Genomic DNA, 15,851 nt, shown 5'->3' with positions numbered 1-15,851 from the left:
TTGCTACACGCTATACTCTTTTGCCAATGCTAAATAAAGATTAGCCCGTTGCCATAAAGAAGGAGTTTGACATTGAAAAAGGTAGAAGCCATTATTCGTCCCTTCAAACTGGATGAAGTCAAGATCGCCCTTGTCAATGCGGGCATTGTCGGCATGACCGTCTCCGAAGTACGCGGCTTTGGGCGGCAAAAGGGGCAAACCGAGCGCTACCGCGGCTCCGAATACACAGTAGAATTTTTACAAAAGTTAAAAATTGAGATTGTCGTTGAAGACAGTCAAGTGGATATGGTCGTGGCGAAAATTATTGAGGCTGCCCGCACGGGGGAAATTGGCGACGGCAAAATTTTTGTGACGCCCGTTGAGCAGGTCATTCGCATCCGCACCAGCGAAAAAGATCACGAGGCGGTTTAGGAGCGGATGCCGAAGATCTCTGGCCACACCCAGCTTCTGGGGGTGATTGGCGACCCGATTGCCCACACCCTCTCACCGGCAATGCACAATGCCGCGTTGGAGCATTTGGGTCTGGACTATGTCTATGTGCCCTTTTGGGTGAAGCCGCAGCAGTTGGGGGTGGCGATCGCTGGCCTCGATGCCCTGAATGTCGTTGGCTTTAATGTCACCCTTCCCCACAAAGAAACCATCCTTCCCTATTTGGCGGATGTCAGCGACCTCGCACAGCAGGTGGGGGCAGTCAACACCGTCTATCGCAGTGAAAAGGGATGGGTGGGTACCAATACCGATGTGCATGGCTTCTTGGCACCACTGCGGCAACAGTCCTACCCGTGGTCGGAGATTGCTGTTTTAGTCTTGGGCTATGGGGGTGCCGCGCGAGCCGTGGTCACTGCCTGTTATGACTTGGGCTGTCGGCAGATCTATATCAGTGGTCGCCAAGGGGAACGGCTAGAGGCCTTTGTTGCCAGTTGGCCACAGATCACGCTCCATCCCCTTTTATGGTCAGAGCGGGTCAGTTGTTTGGAGAAAGTCAGCCTTGTGGTCAATACCACCCCCATTGGCATGAGTCCCCATACTGGCACCACCCCCCTCACAGCCGAGGACTTGGCACGATTGCCCACCACCGCCATTGTCTATGACCTCATCTACAAACCTCGCCCCACCCTTCTTTTGCAATTAGCGATGGCACGGGGACTGCAAACCTTCGACGGCCTTGCCATGCTTCTCCATCAGGGAGCCGCAGCCTTGGAGTACTGGATTGGCCAACCCGCCCCCACTGCCATCATGGCCACTGCCCTTGAAAGTGCCCTAGGGATGGAGAAATAACATGACACCTTGGCTGTCAGAACTAAGGTGGTTATCGGCGGTTTTGCTGGTGTCGCTCTTCATGGCCCTAGGCATTAAATTTATTGCCCCCCTCTATCCCTTGCCGCCAAATTTGGGGCTAATTACTTTACTGCTCCTTTTACCGGCAGCTTTGATGGGGATTGTTTTACTGAGTCTCAACCAAAACGATAACCAAAACCGCGCACCGTAAGAATGTATTGGGGATGACTGGGATCGGTTTCAATTTTCTCCCGCAGCCAGCGGATGTGGACATCAACCGTTTTGCTATCGCCAATAAAGTCATGCCCCCACACTTGATCGAGTAACTGCTCCCGTGGCCAAACGCGGCGAGGGTGACGCATAAACAGTTCAAGCAGTTTATATTCTTTGGGGGAGAGATTGATCTCCTTGCCCCGCAGGGTTACGCGGCATTCTTGGGAATAGAGGCAGAGATCGCGAAAGCGCAGCACCGTTGGCACTGTAGCCTGTTGAATTTGCGTCCGCCGCAATAGGGCACGACAGCGCGCCAGCATCTCCCGCATGCCAAAGGGCTTGGCCAAGTAGTCATCGGCACCAATTTCAAGGCCAACCACTCGATCAATTTCACTGCCTTTGGCACTGATCATGAGAATGGGAACTGTACAGCCTTCACGGCGAATTAAGCGGCATAGGTCTAATCCATTGATGCCCGGCAGCATGACATCTAGGATGATCAAATGCACCTCTGCCTTTTCAGGATTAGTATCCGTCAAGAGATAGGTATTAATGAGATTGAGAGCCTCATAACCATCACTGGCCACAAGGGTATGGTAGCCTTCCTCCTGCAAAGCAAGGACAAGGGTTTCCCGAATCAGGTCTTCATCTTCAACCACTAAGATGTTGGCAAGGGCAGGTGGTGTGGCAAAAGGAGCCTTGGCGGGTTCGGCGGCTGTATCAATAGAAAGCATAAAAAACCTGCGTAGTGCCCGGTTGGCTTCATTCTATCACTGCGGTTCCTTGCCCCTATTGGTTCTTGAAGTTCATCGGGCCTGTGTATTGACTCAGCCGACTGAGTTCACTGAGCGATCGCGTGCCGGAGTAAAGCTGATCGTTGATTTCCCATGTGGGATAGCCCTGAATTCCCTTGGCACGGCAGCGTTCCACTTGGGGATTGGCACCATTGGGGTCACATTCAACATAGTTGAGTTCCCGTACTGCCTGCTTACCAAAGAGTTCCTTTTGATCGTGGCAGTGGCTACACCAATAGGCACCATACATAACCGCTCCCACTTGGGTGAGATGGCGAGCAAGGGCCATTTCCGCCGCACCTGAGGTATTGACGATGGGGATGCCAGGACCCTCAGGGTTGGCCATGCGGGCATTATAGATGCCAAAGACGGCCACCAGCGTAATCACAGCAGTAATCACGCCATTGAAAAAGAGTTGGCCGCGATCGCTCCATTCACGACCAATAATCGTCAAGATTAAAAACGTAAAGCTAAAGACGGCTGAGGCAATGCAATAGGGACAAGTGGCCTTAATCTCTGTAACCAAGATATACATGAGGTAACTGCTGAAGCTGGCCATGGCCGTTGCCCCCAGAAAGAGCAAAAGCCAAGTGGTGTTTTCAGCATTGCGGCGGAGTTCTTTTTGCTGCGGCTGGTTCAACAACAGGGGCAGGGCCGCCAACGACAGCATCCCCGTGTAGGCGACAAACCCAATGAGGGAGAGGGGAATACCAAACACGGTTGCCCAAGGACTATTGAGGACAATGTCACAGCCATCGGTGGGACAAGTGACCTCTTGATTGGTCAGCTTGGCGATCGTCAGGTAGGCGGTCACCACCATGCCAGCGAGGGCAACCCCGCCAATCAACCACCGTGACCAACGATGAATCCAAGGGGTGGAGCGTCGTCGAACCATAGGTGAGCCTCCGCATTGAATCATTTTTCATCATACCGATTGGCAGACAGCACCGCTTGGGCATTGCGGCGCCATTGGGCGGGTTTAATTCGCCGTAGGGCAGAACCACGGGTGAGTTCATCCCATGCTGCATCGCTGAGGGTGGCGAGTTCCTCTAGAGAAGTCTTCAAGAGGGGCGATCGCGGGGCAAAGTCGGCCACATCCGTGGGTTGAGCAAAGCGTTGATTCCAAGGACACACTTCCTGGCAAATGTCACAGCCGGCAACCCAGCCTTCTAAATGAGCAGCAATGGCGGGGGGAATTTCCGGGGCACGGCTTTCGATCGTGTGGTAGGCAATGCAGCGGTTGGCATCCACCACATAGGGTTCAACAATGGCGCCGGTGGGACAGGCGGCCAAGCAACGGGTACAGGTGCCGCAGTGATTAGTGTGGGGGCGATCGCCCGTCAACTCCAACGTGGTGATTAACTCTCCCAAGAAAATCCACGAGCCATACTGCCGCGAAATCACATTACTGTGCTTGCCAATCCAGCCAATTCCCGCCTGCTCCGCCCACACTTTGTCCTGTACCGGGCCTGTATCCACATACCAACGGTAGTCCATTTCAGGTACCTGAGCCTGCAGCCATTGCCCTAGGGCTTGCAAGCGTTTTCCCAAAACCCGATGGTAATCCCGCCCCCACGCATAGCGGGCAATTTTCACCTTAGGGGGTGGCTCTGGATCAGGCTGATAGTAATTGAGGGCAACGGAAATCACCGATCGCGCTCCCGTCAGGACGGCTTGAATCTCCTGTCGCCGCGGGTTGGCCATCCACGCCATCTCCCCTTGGAAGCCTTGGGCTAACCAGCGTTGTAGGGCAGCCACCCCAGAAGGATGGTCATGGGTATAGGCGCGCAAATCCACAATCCCCACCCGATGGAACCCCAACTGATGGGCAAATTGCTTAATCGCAGCAGCAGTAATCATAGAGAAATAATATCTCGCTCCTGTGAAAAGGGCTGTAGGATGAGGTTGCACCGTTTGCTGAGGGAGTAGGAAAGAGGAATGTCAGAGATGCCGCTGGTTGCCATTGTCATGGGCAGTGATTCGGATTTGCCGACCCTGCAGGGGGCGATCGCCATCTGTGAACGCTTTGGCATTCCCCATGAAGTGGCGATTCTCTCGGCTCACCGCACGCCCCTTGCCATGGTCGAGTTTGCCCAAAATGCCCATCAGCGGGGTCTGAAAGTCATTATTGCGGGTGCCGGTGGCGCTGCCCACTTGCCCGGCATGATTGCTGCCTTAACTCCCCTACCCGTGATTGGCGTACCCGTACCGAGCCGACACTTACAGGGGCTGGACTCCCTCTACTCCATTGTGCAGATGCCGGCTGGGATTCCCGTGGCGACGGTTGCCATTGGCAATGCCCAAAATGCAGGCCTATTGGCCGTCCAACTATTGGCCAGTCATGATCCAAAGCTGCTGGAGCAAGTGATAGCCTATCGTCAAGAGTTGGCCGCGACGGTGACCGCCAAGAATCAAAAACTGCAAACCCTAGGGGCTAGCGCTTATCTGCAACAGCAGTAATCTCTGATTCAGGTTCTAGGGACGAACCCGAGAGTCTTGCCTTTTGCAGATCCTGTCGAAAGAGGGGGAGAATACGGCGACATTGATCCACAAAACTCACTAACCATGTTTCCAACTGCTGCTGTTGAGTTGGGTTCACAAGAGTCTTCCCAGTTCCTAACGACCCGTGGTAGGTGATGTAGCCATCATCGGTAACAACAAAATCAGCAAACCAACTACTAGAAGGGCGGCAGGCTCGCCAGTAATTCGCGACGATGACTTTGCCAAGGTATTTTTGGGCTAATTCACTGACGCGGTTCAAGTGATCGAGGGCTTGAGCCACCGTTAAAGACGGCTGCTCTTTGACAGGGATGACTGGCTCCCTAGGCGCAGCTTGAGGACTCTCAGAGGGGCAGTCCATACCCAAAATCCGCCATAGTTTTTCCTCAAGGCTTTTGAATTGCATCTGTCGGTGAGGCTCCTCATTCCCCTCGTTGCTGAGGGAGCGGTGGAGGCGCACAATCATCTCTACAGCTGCTAATTCTGAGGGGGCAAGGGATTCTAGGCGATTTAGAATATCGTTCTCGCGATCGCCCCCAAGGGACGCTTCGCGATCGCCCGCTGCTTTCTCTAAACTTTGACCGGCGAGGGCAAAAATATCGCTTCCTTGATTGAGTAAACGCAGAATGTAGTGCCTTGTCATTGGTGTGAGTGAGACCCCCACGATACGCTTCCCCCTTGCTGATTAAAGTCCTTAATTTTTATGTTAAAGGAGATCAAAATTGAACAATCCCTAGCTGTAAAACTTGAGAGGGTTTAGGAACGTCTTTACGATCAGGATTCGCGCGATAGGCATGAAATTGAACTAAAATATACGTACTCGAATCCACTGTGCTGCTCTCCCGATCGCCTGCTGCTATGAACGCTTTTGCACCTAGCTTGCCGACTGATATTGAATTACCCGATTGGTTAGCGACGTGCCTGCGAAATCCAGATTCTGAGAATGGGGATGATTTAGTCTGTCGAGCGTTTCAATTTGCCTACGACCTACACCAAGGACAGCGGCGGGCGTCTGGGGAACCCTACATTGCCCATCCTGTGGCAGTGGCAAGTATTCTGCGGGATTTAGGCGGGGGGCCTGCTCTTTTGGCGGCGGGGTTTCTCCACGATGTGATTGAAGATACCGCTGTTACGGCAGAGGAGCTAGAAGCCAATTTTGGTGCCGAGGTGCGGCGACTGGTGGAGGGGGTCACTAAGCTCTCGAAGTTTAACTTCTCCAGTAAGACGGAGCGGCAAGCGGAAAGTTTCCGACGCATGTTTTTGGCGATGGCGCAAGATATTCGAGTCATCGTTGTCAAGCTGGCCGATCGCCTGCACAATATGCGCACCCTAGAGTATCTACCGGAAGATCGCCGCCGTGCCATTGCCCAAGAAACCCGTGATGTCTTTGCCCCCTTGGCCAATCGCTTGGGGATTTGGCGGATCAAGTGGGAGCTAGAGGATTTAGCCTTTAAGTATTTAGAGCCAGAAGCCTACCGCCGCATTCAGGAACTGGTGGCGGAAAAACGCGCTAATCGCGAGGCACAACTGCAGCAGGCGATTCAAATTCTCTATGACCGCTTATCGGGAATGGGCTTTGGATACTTAGAAATTAGTGGCCGTCCCAAACACCTCTATAGCATCTATCAAAAAATGATGCGGCAGCAAAAAGAATTCCATGAAATCTATGATGTGGCGGGCATTCGCATTCTGGTGGCCACAAAAGATGAGTGCTATCGTGCCCTTGCCGTCGTCCATGACTGTTTCCTTTCCGTGCCAGGGCGGTTCAAGGACTACATCAGCTTGCCCAAACCCAACCAGTATCAATCACTGCACACGGTGGTTATTGGTCTTGGGGGGCGCCCCTTGGAGGTGCAAATTCGCACATTGGCGATGCACCATGTCTCTGAGTATGGGATTGCTGCTCACTGGAAGTATAAAGAAACAGGTCATTCCTTGCCGCAACAGTGGAGTGCTCGCGATCAAAAATTCACTTGGCTACGGCAACTGCTGGATTGGCAAAATGACCTCAAGGATGCCCAAGAATATCTCGATAGCATTCGCGATGATCTCTTTGATAAGGAGGTCTACGTCTTTACGCCCCAAGGGGATGTCCTTGCCCTGCAACAGGGGGCGACGCCCCTCGACTTTGCCTACCATATTCACACCGATGTCGGGAATCACTGTGCTGGGGCACGGGTGAATGGTCGGATGGTGCCCTTGGATACACCACTGCGCAATGGCGACATAGTTGAGATCATCACCCAGAAAACTGCCCACCCCAGTTTGGACTGGTTGAACTTTGTTAAAACCACAACGGCACGCAATCGTATTCGGCAGTGGTACAAGCGATCGCGCCGCGATGAAAACCTGCAGCGGGGACGGGAATTACTGGAGAAGGAACTGGGCAAAGCGGGTCTAGAAGCCCTTCTGAAGTCACCGCAGATGCAACAGGTGGCAGAGCGCAGCAACTACCAAAGTGTCGATGATTTAGTGGCCGCCTTGGGCTATGGCGAAATTACGCTGAATCTGGTGGTGAATCGGCTGCGGGCAATTACCTTAGCGCGTCCAGAGACAACCCCACCGGAACTGCCTTCAGAATCTGCCCCTGTTAACCGTGTACCCGCCGCCACGAAACCCAGTGATTCCCCGATTCTTGGGGTGGAGGGCTTGGTTTATCACATTGCTGGCTGCTGTTGTCCTGTGCCCGATGAACCGATTATTGGCGTGGTGACGTTGGGGAGTCGGGGTATTTCAATTCATCGTCAGGGCTGTAGCAACCTAGAGTCGGTGTCGAGCGATCGCCTGATTCCCGTGAGTTGGAACACAAAAGTCAATCAACGCCGTCCCCAAACCTACCCTGTGGATGTGCAAATTGAGGTGATTGATCGCGTTGGTATTCTTAAGGATATTTTGACCCGTTTAACTGATAATCAAATTAATGTGCGACGAGCCAATGTCCACACAGATCCGGGACGCACGGCGATTATTGATTTGTGTATTGATATTGTGAATGCAAAGCAGTTGGATCATCTCTTGGCGCAAATTAGAAAAATCACTGATGTCCTCAACATTCGTCGCCGTCAGCAAACGGAAGTGAGTTCTCCCTAGGTCGGATCGTCCGCTCCCAGACCCCCAAGGACGATTAAGGAAACGCATTTGTGACATCACTCCTTCTGGAACCCCTACAACAGTACCCAGCGGAAGCCCTTTCCCCAACATTGGTTGCCCTGCAAGAGGCGCAAAAAATCTTGCCACCGCCTCATCCTGTCTGGCTGATTTCCACCAATGTCTGGCAACAGTTACGCTCTGGCGTCATTCCCCTGTGGCACGCGGCCTGCGATCGCTGGCAAGAGGTGCCCCCCAATGCGGCGGATTTCAAGGCACTGGCACTGAGGATGACCCATGAATTAACCCCTTTGGATGTGGGGGAGTTAGAAACAATTTTTGCTGCTTGTCATCACTTTTGGCAACAACAGGGGGGAGAACGTCATCTTGTTCTCACCACCTATCTTTGGCAGGAAGCGGTGGACTTACCTTGGGGGCTAGGCCGTGGAACCGTGTTACATCATCCCAGTTTACCCCTGTGTCATCAGGCGATCGAAGCGGCCTTTGCTGCCCTTGTCCAAGCCAAGAATCTCTATACCTATTGGCAGCAGGGATGGGATTTTTGTCACCTCAAAGTGGCGATTTTGCTTTACCCCTTGAGTACCATTGTTGCCTCAGGCTGGTGGACAGGGAGTGATCCAAGGTTGCCGGCGATCGCCAGCGGTGTGACGCTCCCCCATCACGGCATTCCTTTGCCCCCAAGGGGAATTGAGCTGACGCCCGCAGAGGAACAATACTTGCAGCAGGCCTGTCGCGGGTCGGCGTCCCATCTCTGGGTTTGGCATCGCAGTCAGACACAGGTTTGGTGGGGACAGTGTTTAGCAGAACCTCTGCCGCTGGCGCCCTTGCCGCAGGCCGTGGAGCGCACCCTCATAGCTGAAGGGCTACCCGCTGCGCCGGGGCAGGCGATCGCCCCTGCCCTTGTGGTTACAGACCCCTGTGCTCCTGCGGCTGTTGCTGGGCAGATCTTGGTGAGCAAAAGTATTCCACCCCACTGGTTGCCCCTCGTGAGTGCTGCGGTTGGTGTGATTTGTGAGCAGGGGGGCTTAACCAGTCATGGTGCCATTCTGGCGCGGGAATTGGGACGGCCAGCGGTGGTCGGTGTGGTAAATGCGACTCAGCAGATTAGTTCAGGAATGACGCTGTTTCTAGATGGTCATCGGGGGTCTATCTATCAACTGCCCCCAGAGCCATTGCCCGTGGTGGCGACCCCCTCGCCGCAAACGCCCTCACTCCCGACGGTCAAGCGGTTGCCGTTGCCGGTCATGGTAAATGTCAGTCAAGTCAGTGCCCTGCGGTTATTGCGATCGCTCCCCTGTGATGGCATTGGTCTATTGCGCTCAGAGTTGATGTTGTTGGCCTTTTTGGATCATCGCCATCCCTGTCATTGGTTGGAGCAGGGGGACGCTGAGCAGTTGCGCGATCGCTGGGTGCAGCACCTCTGTGAATTTATGCGGGCGATCGCCCCCCGTCCCCTCTTTTATCGCACATTGGATTTACGGCCAGCCGACTATCGCCAACTCTTGGGGGGACATCAGTTTGAGCCGGCAACGGATTGGGGACTGCGGGGAGTGAGTCGCTATCGCCATTGTCCAGAGCTGTTTCATTTGGAACTGTCAGCGCTGGCGATCGCCCACCGCTTAGAAGCCTGCCCGCTGCGTATTATCCTTCCCTTTGTCCGCAGTGTCAGTGAGGTGGTCTATTGTCAAAAGGCTCTTGCCCAGCATGGTCTGACAGCCAAGGCGGGTGTGGAACTGTGGGTAATGGCGGAGGTGCCGGCCATTTTATTTTTACTGTCTGATCTGGCCAACCTTGGCGTTGCTGGCATTACGATTGGCACCAATGATCTGACGCAACTGCTGTTGGGCATTGATCGCGAAACAACACTACCGGAATTAAATGAAGACCATCCTGCCGTTAGGGGGGCGATCGCCCAATTGATTCAACAGGCCAAAGCCCATCACCTAGGATGCCATCTGTGTGGCGAAGCCCCCACTCGCTATCCCCATTGGCTGCCGTGGTTAATTGATTTGGGGATTGACGGCATTTCTGTGAGTCCTGAGGTTGTCACCCAAGTGTTGGATCAGTTTTAATCGTGAATAAAGTGGTGCTTCTTGATGCAAAATCATGCTTATCTACTGCACCCGCCCCCAGTGTTCCCATCCCCACAATGACCTGCCTGAACTAGAGGGGGATGTCTTGGTGGATACCATTAGCCAAAAGTACTGCGCCAACTGCGGCATGCCCTTGATTTTGCGGGGGCGCTATGTTGCCCAACAGCTGTTGGGACAGGGGGGCTTTGGTATTACTTACCTAGGGCGAGATTTGGATACGCCCGCCAAGCGCCAATGTGTGATTAAACAGCTCCAAGTTGAAACCTCAAATCCAGACCTCTTGCAAAAAGCAGAAAATTTATTCAAGCGAGAAGCACGACTCCTAGAAACGTTGGGGGAACATCCCCAAATTCCTACCCTATTTGCCTTCTTTCAGGAGCGGGTGAGCAGCAGCACAGGCAAAGCAGAACAACACTATTTTTATCTGGTTCAAGAATTTATTGATGGCGATACGCTTGAGTGTGAACTTGCCTATCGCGGTTATTTGAGTGAAGAGGAAGTTCGTGAGGTCTTAAAGGATCTCCTACCTGTTTTGCAGTACATCCACGATCAAGGGGCTATTCATCGAGACATTAAGCCAGCAAACATCATTCGCCAATCGGCAAAGAACAGTAAATTTCCGGGGCAGCGTCGCCTTTACCTCATTGACTTTGGTGCAGTCAAGGAGATTTCCCGTGTTACCGAAGTTGCGAAGGGGCATACAAAAATTTATACAGCGCATTATGCCGCACCAGAACAAGTTAGAGGTGAGCAGGTTTTTCCGAGTTCCGATCTGTACGCCCTAGCAGTGACCTGTATTGTCTTACTCACGGGCAAAGATCCCAAGGAATTGTTTGATAACTACCATCACACTTGGAATTGGCAAAAGTATGTCCAAATCACACCAACGTTTCGCGATGTTTTGGCAAAGATGCTGGCCGTTGCACCCAGCGATCGCTATCAATCCGCCAAGGAAGTCGAAGCTGCCCTAGCGGATGCAGAGACAGAAACAAAAAAAACGTTAGAGATGCAGGCGCTAGAAACACCACTGATTACTAAACTGGTTACTGAGGAGTCTCCACCACCTCGCTTAGCGCCGTCGGTCAACTGGCTGCTTGAGAAGTACAACAGTGGTTTGCAGAGTGATTGGTTAGAGCTGCAAAACTATGGAACACTGGTGCGTCCTTCAGGTTCTCAAAGCGAGGGTGCCATTTTTACTGAGTGTCCTGCTCATCCCAGCTATTTAGTGATCACAGATATCAATCAACAGTCTTGGCTTGTTCCCTTGCATAGGGGAGACTTCGATGCTTACTTATTTCGGCGAACGTTGCCCCAGCACCCCAGTGAAAAGTCAGGGCAATTGCTGAGGCCAGCACGGGTTGAACGGCAGGATCAACATTGGCGGATGATTGAGGCAGGCAGTATTGTCCATGAACCGGTTGTCACACCCCCACCCCTCTCTACCACGCCTACAGGACAACCCTTCTCTGGGACTCAATCAGTACCCACAGCTCAGTCATCATTCGCACCGTGGTTCATCCTCGGCTCACTTGTGATTGCCTTTGGGAGTATGTTTGCAGCGATGGCTGTAATTTTGCTGTCGAACCGCCTAGAACCCCGCCCTCCCTCGCTAGCCAATTCCCCTACTGAAGTCGCAGAAACTCCTGACCAATCGCCCCCTATTGAATCTCCGTTGCCAACCCCAGAAACTGTTTCTACGCCCCCACCCACTGCAAGTGCTAGCGAACGCGTCCTGCTTGACCCGGAGCTGCTCCCTGATCCCAGCCTTTTTGTTGAAAATTACTATGCTCTGATTAACGCCGGCAATTACGAGGCAGCGTGGCATCAATTGACCAGCTCTTTCCAAAATGATGCCTCAGCACACCCCAACGGCTATGGTTCATACATCGATTGGTGGACTAAAGTGCAGTACGTTGATGTTTATAGTACTGAAGTTGTCGGTTTAACTTCAGATAGAGCCGTTGTTGATGCAAATCTTCACTACATAATGAACTCTGGTCAAGATTTTTATCAAACGCTACGCTTTACTTTAGTCAATGTTGGTGGCGAATGGCTAATTCAAGGAACCCAAGCTCTCTAGCGTGCTAGCGGGGGAGTCACTGGCTGATGCAGGATGGCACGGAGTTCAACTTGGCACTGCCGAGCAATCCCAAACTCAATCCCACGCGACAACCGACAGTGGAGGCACTGGCTCAGATTCTTGCCGATTACCGCGCCAAGGGCATTTCTAGTTTGACGTTATCGCAGGCGTTTCCCTAGAAGCCATAGTGTTCAATCGCTTCGAGAATCCCTTGGGCATAGTGACCTTGGGCAAAGTAAATATGGGGGCGATCGCGCAACTTTTCCAATTCCGGACTGTGATTGCCCACAACAACAGCAAGGGTATTCCCCGTCAGCATTTGCTCGTCATTGCCAGAGTCCCCAGCCACCAACAGTTTTTGCAGCGGATAGCCCCACTTGAGGGCAAGATAGCGCAGGGCATCGCCTTTAGAGGCACGCAGGGGCAAAATATCCAAGAACTGATTGTGGGAGAAAATTGGCCGACAATGGAGTTTCTGCTGTCGCAGTAAACGCAAGACCGGGGTAATGCTGGGGAGAACCGTGGTATCCACGTTGTAGCTAATTTTGTGGGAGCGTTGATTTTCTGGGGGTTGCAGCGTCAGGCCTGCCACATCGGCGAGGGTGTCTCTCACCCGTTGGGGTTCCCAGCGATAGCTAATGTGCTGCTGCCAACTGGTGTCGGGAACCAAGTGAGGGCCATAGTGAATTTCACTGCCCACGGACGTAATTAAAACATCGGGAATCGGCACGCCCCATTCATGGAGGATCTCTAGGGTAATTTCGAGATGACGCCCCGTTGCCACCCCAAAGCCCATTTCAGGACGGCGTTGCAGAAGCGTTAAGAGTCGCTCAAGGGCAGGGCGATCGCCAATCAAGGTATTGTCAATATCACTAATCAACAGGCGTTCGAGGGTGAGCAGGCGGTTCCGTGTCAGCGTCGTTGGCAGTTTATTACTCTGGTACTGAGCCGGTTGGCGTTGCACACTCAACACGGGCAAGACTGATTTTTCCGCCAGTTGAGCAAGGGCGTGCAGATACATCTCCACATGACTGCGCCAAGAGTAGTGGGCTTGTACCCCCTTCAGGCCATTGTCTGCCCAAGTCTGCCACTGGCTATCACTTTGAAAGGCTTGATGCAAGGCACTGCGAATGGCTTCTAGATCAAGGGCATCAAAGAGCAACCCATTGCGACAGTGGCGGAGAATCTCCTGCGGCCCGCCATCCGCTGTCGCCAAAATCGGTAATCCACAGGCAGCCGCTTCAATGAGCGTCAAGCCAAAGGGTTCAGTGAGGGCAGGGTTGATAAAGACGCCCCGTTGCTGCGCGGCTAAACGGTAAAGATCGGGGACTTCATCACTGGTGTGGGTTTTCGGATAGGCGACTTTGCCATAGAGGTCATAGCGATCGACCAGCAAAAAGAGTTCGGTCAACACTTGGCGAGGGCTGGCCTCCATCTTGCTAATATCGGTGCGATTGCCGAGTACTAAGACCAGATTCGCTCGCTCCTGTAAAAAGGGATCAGTGCCATAGACATTGAGCAACGCAGCCACGTTCTTGCGCGGTACTGGCCGGGAGAGGCAAAAGATAAAGGGCTTTTCCGGTTCCACTAAAAAGCGACGCAATTCCTTGCGAAAGGGTAAATCGGCAGGGACAGGCCCTGGATAGAAACGGCGGGTATCTACCCCCGGCGGAATGACGGCCATCCGCGACGGGTCGTATTGATCGTAGAGGCGATACTGCTCTTCGACCTCCTGATGGGTACTGGCAATAATGAGTGCGGCACTGGCAAGGGTTTGCTCCTCGGCTTCAATGCGAGTCGTAAAGTGAAACTGCTCCTCAATGGCATCGGGCTTACTACCCTGGGCAAGGAGTCGCTGTCGCTTGACCCGGCCGAGGGAATGCCCAGTGTGCACAAGGGGAACCCCCAACCAACCGGCAACACGGCAGCCCACATAACCAGCATCGGCATAGTGACTGTGGATCACATCGGGCATGCGGCCACTTTGGCGAAGATGGCGCAACAGTTCATCGGCAAATACGTCTAAATAAGGCCAAAGCACTTCCTTGCGCAAATAGCGGCGAGGACCACAGGCTAGGCGGACAATGCGGGCGCGATCGCCAATTCGCTCAATGGGCTGGGCATAGTCGGGGCTGACCTTGGCATCGGGAATCAGACGAGTGACCAAATCCACCTGCGCCACCCGGGGATGGGCTGCAAGGGTTTTTGCCAGTTCGACCACATAGCGCGTTTGTCCTCCCGTATCGGCATCGCGTCCTAGTTCAAGGCGATCGCCCCGAATCAAACCATGAATACTGATGAGGACAATGTATAATCCATCTTGCATAGCCGCTCCCTGACTTGGTGCACGACAACCCAATTGGGGGTCATCCTCACCCTACCGAAAAACATGAGCATTGTCCAAAAACCCATGGCGGCAATCCCCCCAGCAATTCATCTCAAAGAGGTCTCCTTTGGCTGGTCGCCAGAGGTTTTAGTGCTGGATCGGGTGTCCCTAGAAATCCCGCGGGGGCAACTATGGATGCTCCTCGGCCGCAATGGCAGTGGTAAGTCAACACTGGTGCGTATTTTGGGAGGTCTCTTGCAGCCCCAAAGCGGTGAAGTCTATGTGGAGCAACCCCTTGGCTTTGTCTTCCAGAACCCCGATCACCAACTGGTGATGCCCAGTGTCGGTGCGGATATTGCCTTTAGTCTCAATGGTGAATCCCTCAACTATTGGCAGGTGCGCGAGCGCGTCAGTGCCGCCCTACAAGCTGTGAATTTACAGGGGCTAGAACGCCGTCCCATCTATGCCCTCAGTGGCGGCCAAAAACAGCGGGTAGCCATTGCCGGGGCGATCGCTCGCCATTGTCGGGTGCTATTGCTCGATGAACCCACGGCACTCCTTGACCCCGATAGCCAGCGGGAACTCCTAGGCTACGTGCGCCAACTGGTCAACAGCCAAGGGATCACCGCACTGTGGGTCACCCACCGTCTCGATGAACTGGCGCAAGCGGACGGTGCCATTGTTCTGGATCGTGGCAAAGTGATTGGCCAAGGGGCACCCAGCGACATGATGCCTCTGCTGCACGCTTGAAAAGCCAACCATTCCTGCACCGAAAGGGATCTCTCAAACCGCTGGCACTCCTCTTGGGCTGCTATGATCAAGGACTAGAGATATAGAATGCTTGCATACGAATTCACCTGTAGGATTGAATTATTGCATTAGGAGCGATCGCCATGACTGAAACGCCTCAAACCCCACCCCCCGAAGAACCCACGGCCAAAGCTAGCCGTCCCGCCCGTCGCAGCACCCCGCCCGCCAAAGAAAATAGCGGTCAAATGGTTTCCCTTGCCGAAAAAACGGCTCTTGCCCCCGCAGGCACAACCACAGCCAGCGACATCGTGGTATGGCAAACCTTTAATAGTGCCGGCTTGCGTCCCATTGAAGCCAGTCCCGTGCAAGTGGTGCACATGATCAAAGATGCCGGCGAGCGTCCGGTGCTCAGCAGTGGCCTGCAAATCTACGACAGCATCAACTCCGCCGGTATTCGCCCCATCGTGGCCACCAATTTCCGCGTGGTTGAAACCCTGAACATCATGGGGGTGCGCCCCGTGGCAGCGGATGACTTTGAAATTGTCGAAACAGTGAATTGGATGGGCATTCGTCCGATTACCACCAGTGGCCTGCACATTGCTGAAACCTATTATTCCGCTGGGGAACGGCCTGTGGCTTCTAATATCATTGATGATTCACCCGTCCTCATGGGCTATCTGGACTAGGGGCATAGTGTTGATCATTCAACC

At 53.5% G+C, this 15,851-nt stretch carries 15 protein-coding genes; 10 read left to right on the top strand and 5 right to left on the bottom strand.

The annotated features are described in order from the left end of the window. Positions 1 to 72: 72 nt before the first annotated feature. From RHH53_RS13065 to RHH53_RS13055, 3 genes are read left to right on the top strand one after another with little or no spacing between them, the layout of a single operon-like run. Positions 73 to 411: a P-II family nitrogen regulator gene (locus RHH53_RS13065; RefSeq protein ID WP_206200518.1), complete on the top strand. Its 339-nt coding sequence runs from the start codon at positions 73 to 75 to the stop codon at positions 409 to 411. Positions 412 to 417: 6 nt separating this feature from the next. Next, positions 418 to 1,278, top strand: a complete 861-nt coding sequence (locus tag RHH53_RS13060) for a shikimate dehydrogenase (RefSeq protein WP_206200517.1) — start codon at positions 418 to 420, stop codon at positions 1,276 to 1,278. Position 1,279: 1 nt separating this feature from the next. Further along, positions 1,280 to 1,489, top strand: a complete 210-nt coding sequence (locus tag RHH53_RS13055) for a hypothetical protein (protein WP_206200516.1) — start codon at positions 1,280 to 1,282, stop codon at positions 1,487 to 1,489. Here the strand turns inward: RHH53_RS13055 and RHH53_RS13050 are convergent. From RHH53_RS13050 to queG, 3 genes are read right to left on the bottom strand one after another with little or no spacing between them, the layout of a single operon-like run. Next, positions 1,455 to 2,225, bottom strand: a complete 771-nt coding sequence (locus RHH53_RS13050) for a winged helix-turn-helix domain-containing protein (RefSeq protein ID WP_206200515.1) — start codon at positions 2,223 to 2,225, stop codon at positions 1,455 to 1,457. The genes RHH53_RS13055 and RHH53_RS13050 overlap by 35 nt on opposite strands. A gap of 55 nt (positions 2,226 to 2,280) precedes the next feature. Beyond that, positions 2,281 to 3,180, bottom strand: a complete 900-nt coding sequence (locus RHH53_RS13045) for a vitamin K epoxide reductase family protein (RefSeq protein WP_225901597.1) — start codon at positions 3,178 to 3,180, stop codon at positions 2,281 to 2,283. Between the two features lie 20 nt (positions 3,181 to 3,200). Then, entirely contained in the window at positions 3,201 to 4,145 is a 945-nt protein-coding gene (queG, locus tag RHH53_RS13040; RefSeq protein WP_206200513.1) for a tRNA epoxyqueuosine(34) reductase QueG, read from the bottom strand. Between the two features lie 78 nt (positions 4,146 to 4,223). On the opposite strand from queG, the gene purE reads away from it, so the two are divergent. Beyond that, complete coding sequence (purE, locus tag RHH53_RS13035; RefSeq protein WP_310743888.1) at positions 4,224 to 4,745, top strand: 5-(carboxyamino)imidazole ribonucleotide mutase; 522 nt, start codon at positions 4,224 to 4,226, stop codon at positions 4,743 to 4,745. On the opposite strand, the gene RHH53_RS13030 is transcribed toward purE, so the two are convergent. Continuing rightward, the gene (locus tag RHH53_RS13030; protein WP_310743887.1) at positions 4,720 to 5,427 is read right to left on the bottom strand and encodes a hypothetical protein; all 708 of its coding nucleotides are present in this window, start codon (positions 5,425 to 5,427) and stop codon (positions 4,720 to 4,722) included. The genes purE and RHH53_RS13030 overlap by 26 nt on opposite strands. Positions 5,428 to 5,642: 215 nt before the next feature. On the opposite strand from RHH53_RS13030, the gene RHH53_RS13025 reads away from it, so the two are divergent. The 4 genes from RHH53_RS13025 to RHH53_RS13010 are packed head-to-tail and all read left to right on the top strand — an operon-like array spanning position 5,643 to position 12,244. Continuing rightward, positions 5,643 to 7,874, top strand: a complete 2,232-nt coding sequence (locus RHH53_RS13025) for a bifunctional (p)ppGpp synthetase/guanosine-3',5'-bis(diphosphate) 3'-pyrophosphohydrolase (RefSeq protein ID WP_310743886.1) — start codon at positions 5,643 to 5,645, stop codon at positions 7,872 to 7,874. A 50-nt stretch (positions 7,875 to 7,924) separates the two neighbouring features. Then, positions 7,925 to 9,964, top strand: coding sequence for a putative PEP-binding protein (locus RHH53_RS13020; protein ID WP_310743885.1), 2,040 nt, complete (start codon positions 7,925 to 7,927; stop codon positions 9,962 to 9,964). 34 nt (positions 9,965 to 9,998) lie between these two features. Further along, positions 9,999 to 12,065, top strand: a complete 2,067-nt coding sequence (locus RHH53_RS13015) for a serine/threonine-protein kinase (RefSeq protein WP_310743884.1) — start codon at positions 9,999 to 10,001, stop codon at positions 12,063 to 12,065. 26 nt (positions 12,066 to 12,091) lie between these two features. Next, positions 12,092 to 12,244 carry a hypothetical protein gene (locus RHH53_RS13010; protein WP_310743883.1) on the top strand — a complete coding sequence of 51 codons (153 nt, stop codon included), beginning with the start codon at positions 12,092 to 12,094 and terminating at the stop codon, positions 12,242 to 12,244. Here RHH53_RS13010 and RHH53_RS13005 read toward each other — a convergent pair. Beyond that, positions 12,241 to 14,391: an HAD-IIB family hydrolase gene (locus RHH53_RS13005; protein WP_310438667.1), complete on the bottom strand. Its 2,151-nt coding sequence runs from the start codon at positions 14,389 to 14,391 to the stop codon at positions 12,241 to 12,243. The two genes, RHH53_RS13010 and RHH53_RS13005, sit on opposite strands and share 4 nt — an antisense overlap. A 63-nt stretch (positions 14,392 to 14,454) precedes the next feature. Between RHH53_RS13005 and RHH53_RS13000 the strand changes: the two genes are divergently transcribed. Then, on the top strand, positions 14,455 to 15,141 hold the full coding sequence (locus RHH53_RS13000; protein ID WP_302679172.1) for an energy-coupling factor ABC transporter ATP-binding protein: 687 nt from the start codon (positions 14,455 to 14,457) through the stop codon (positions 15,139 to 15,141). A gap of 143 nt (positions 15,142 to 15,284) precedes the next feature. Next, on the top strand, positions 15,285 to 15,827 hold the full coding sequence (locus RHH53_RS12995; protein WP_310438666.1) for a hypothetical protein: 543 nt from the start codon (positions 15,285 to 15,287) through the stop codon (positions 15,825 to 15,827). Positions 15,828 to 15,851 lie beyond the last annotated feature (24 nt).

Source organism: Thermosynechococcus sp. PKX82, assembly GCF_031583255.1.
GTDB lineage: Bacteria > Cyanobacteriota > Cyanobacteriia > Thermosynechococcales > Thermosynechococcaceae > Thermosynechococcus.
This window is presented reverse-complemented; position numbering and strand designations above follow the sequence as displayed.

What these genes read in the sequence shown, in the direction of transcription:
- RHH53_RS13060 (WP_206200517.1), top strand. Translation starts at nt 418, where the DNA reads ATGCCGAAGATCTCTGGCCACACCCAGCTTCTGGGGGTGATTGGCGAC.
- RHH53_RS13055 (WP_206200516.1), top strand. Translation starts at nt 1,280, where the DNA reads ATGACACCTTGGCTGTCAGAACTAAGGTGGTTATCGGCGGTTTTGCTG.
- RHH53_RS13050 (WP_206200515.1), bottom strand. Translation starts at nt 2,225, where the DNA reads ATGCTTTCTATTGATACAGCCGCCGAACCCGCCAAGGCTCCTTTTGCC.
- RHH53_RS13045 (WP_225901597.1), bottom strand. Translation starts at nt 3,180, where the DNA reads ATGGTTCGACGACGCTCCACCCCTTGGATTCATCGTTGGTCACGGTGG.
- queG (WP_206200513.1), bottom strand. Translation starts at nt 4,145, where the DNA reads ATGATTACTGCTGCTGCGATTAAGCAATTTGCCCATCAGTTGGGGTTC.
- purE (WP_310743888.1), top strand. Translation starts at nt 4,224, where the DNA reads ATGTCAGAGATGCCGCTGGTTGCCATTGTCATGGGCAGTGATTCGGAT.
- RHH53_RS13030 (WP_310743887.1), bottom strand. Translation starts at nt 5,427, where the DNA reads ATGACAAGGCACTACATTCTGCGTTTACTCAATCAAGGAAGCGATATT.
- RHH53_RS13025 (WP_310743886.1), top strand. Translation starts at nt 5,643, where the DNA reads ATGAACGCTTTTGCACCTAGCTTGCCGACTGATATTGAATTACCCGAT.
- RHH53_RS13015 (WP_310743884.1), top strand. Translation starts at nt 9,999, where the DNA reads ATGCTTATCTACTGCACCCGCCCCCAGTGTTCCCATCCCCACAATGAC.
- RHH53_RS13010 (WP_310743883.1), top strand. Translation starts at nt 12,092, where the DNA reads ATGCAGGATGGCACGGAGTTCAACTTGGCACTGCCGAGCAATCCCAAA.
- RHH53_RS13005 (WP_310438667.1), bottom strand. Translation starts at nt 14,391, where the DNA reads ATGCAAGATGGATTATACATTGTCCTCATCAGTATTCATGGTTTGATT.
- RHH53_RS13000 (WP_302679172.1), top strand. Translation starts at nt 14,455, where the DNA reads ATGAGCATTGTCCAAAAACCCATGGCGGCAATCCCCCCAGCAATTCAT.
- RHH53_RS12995 (WP_310438666.1), top strand. Translation starts at nt 15,285, where the DNA reads ATGACTGAAACGCCTCAAACCCCACCCCCCGAAGAACCCACGGCCAAA.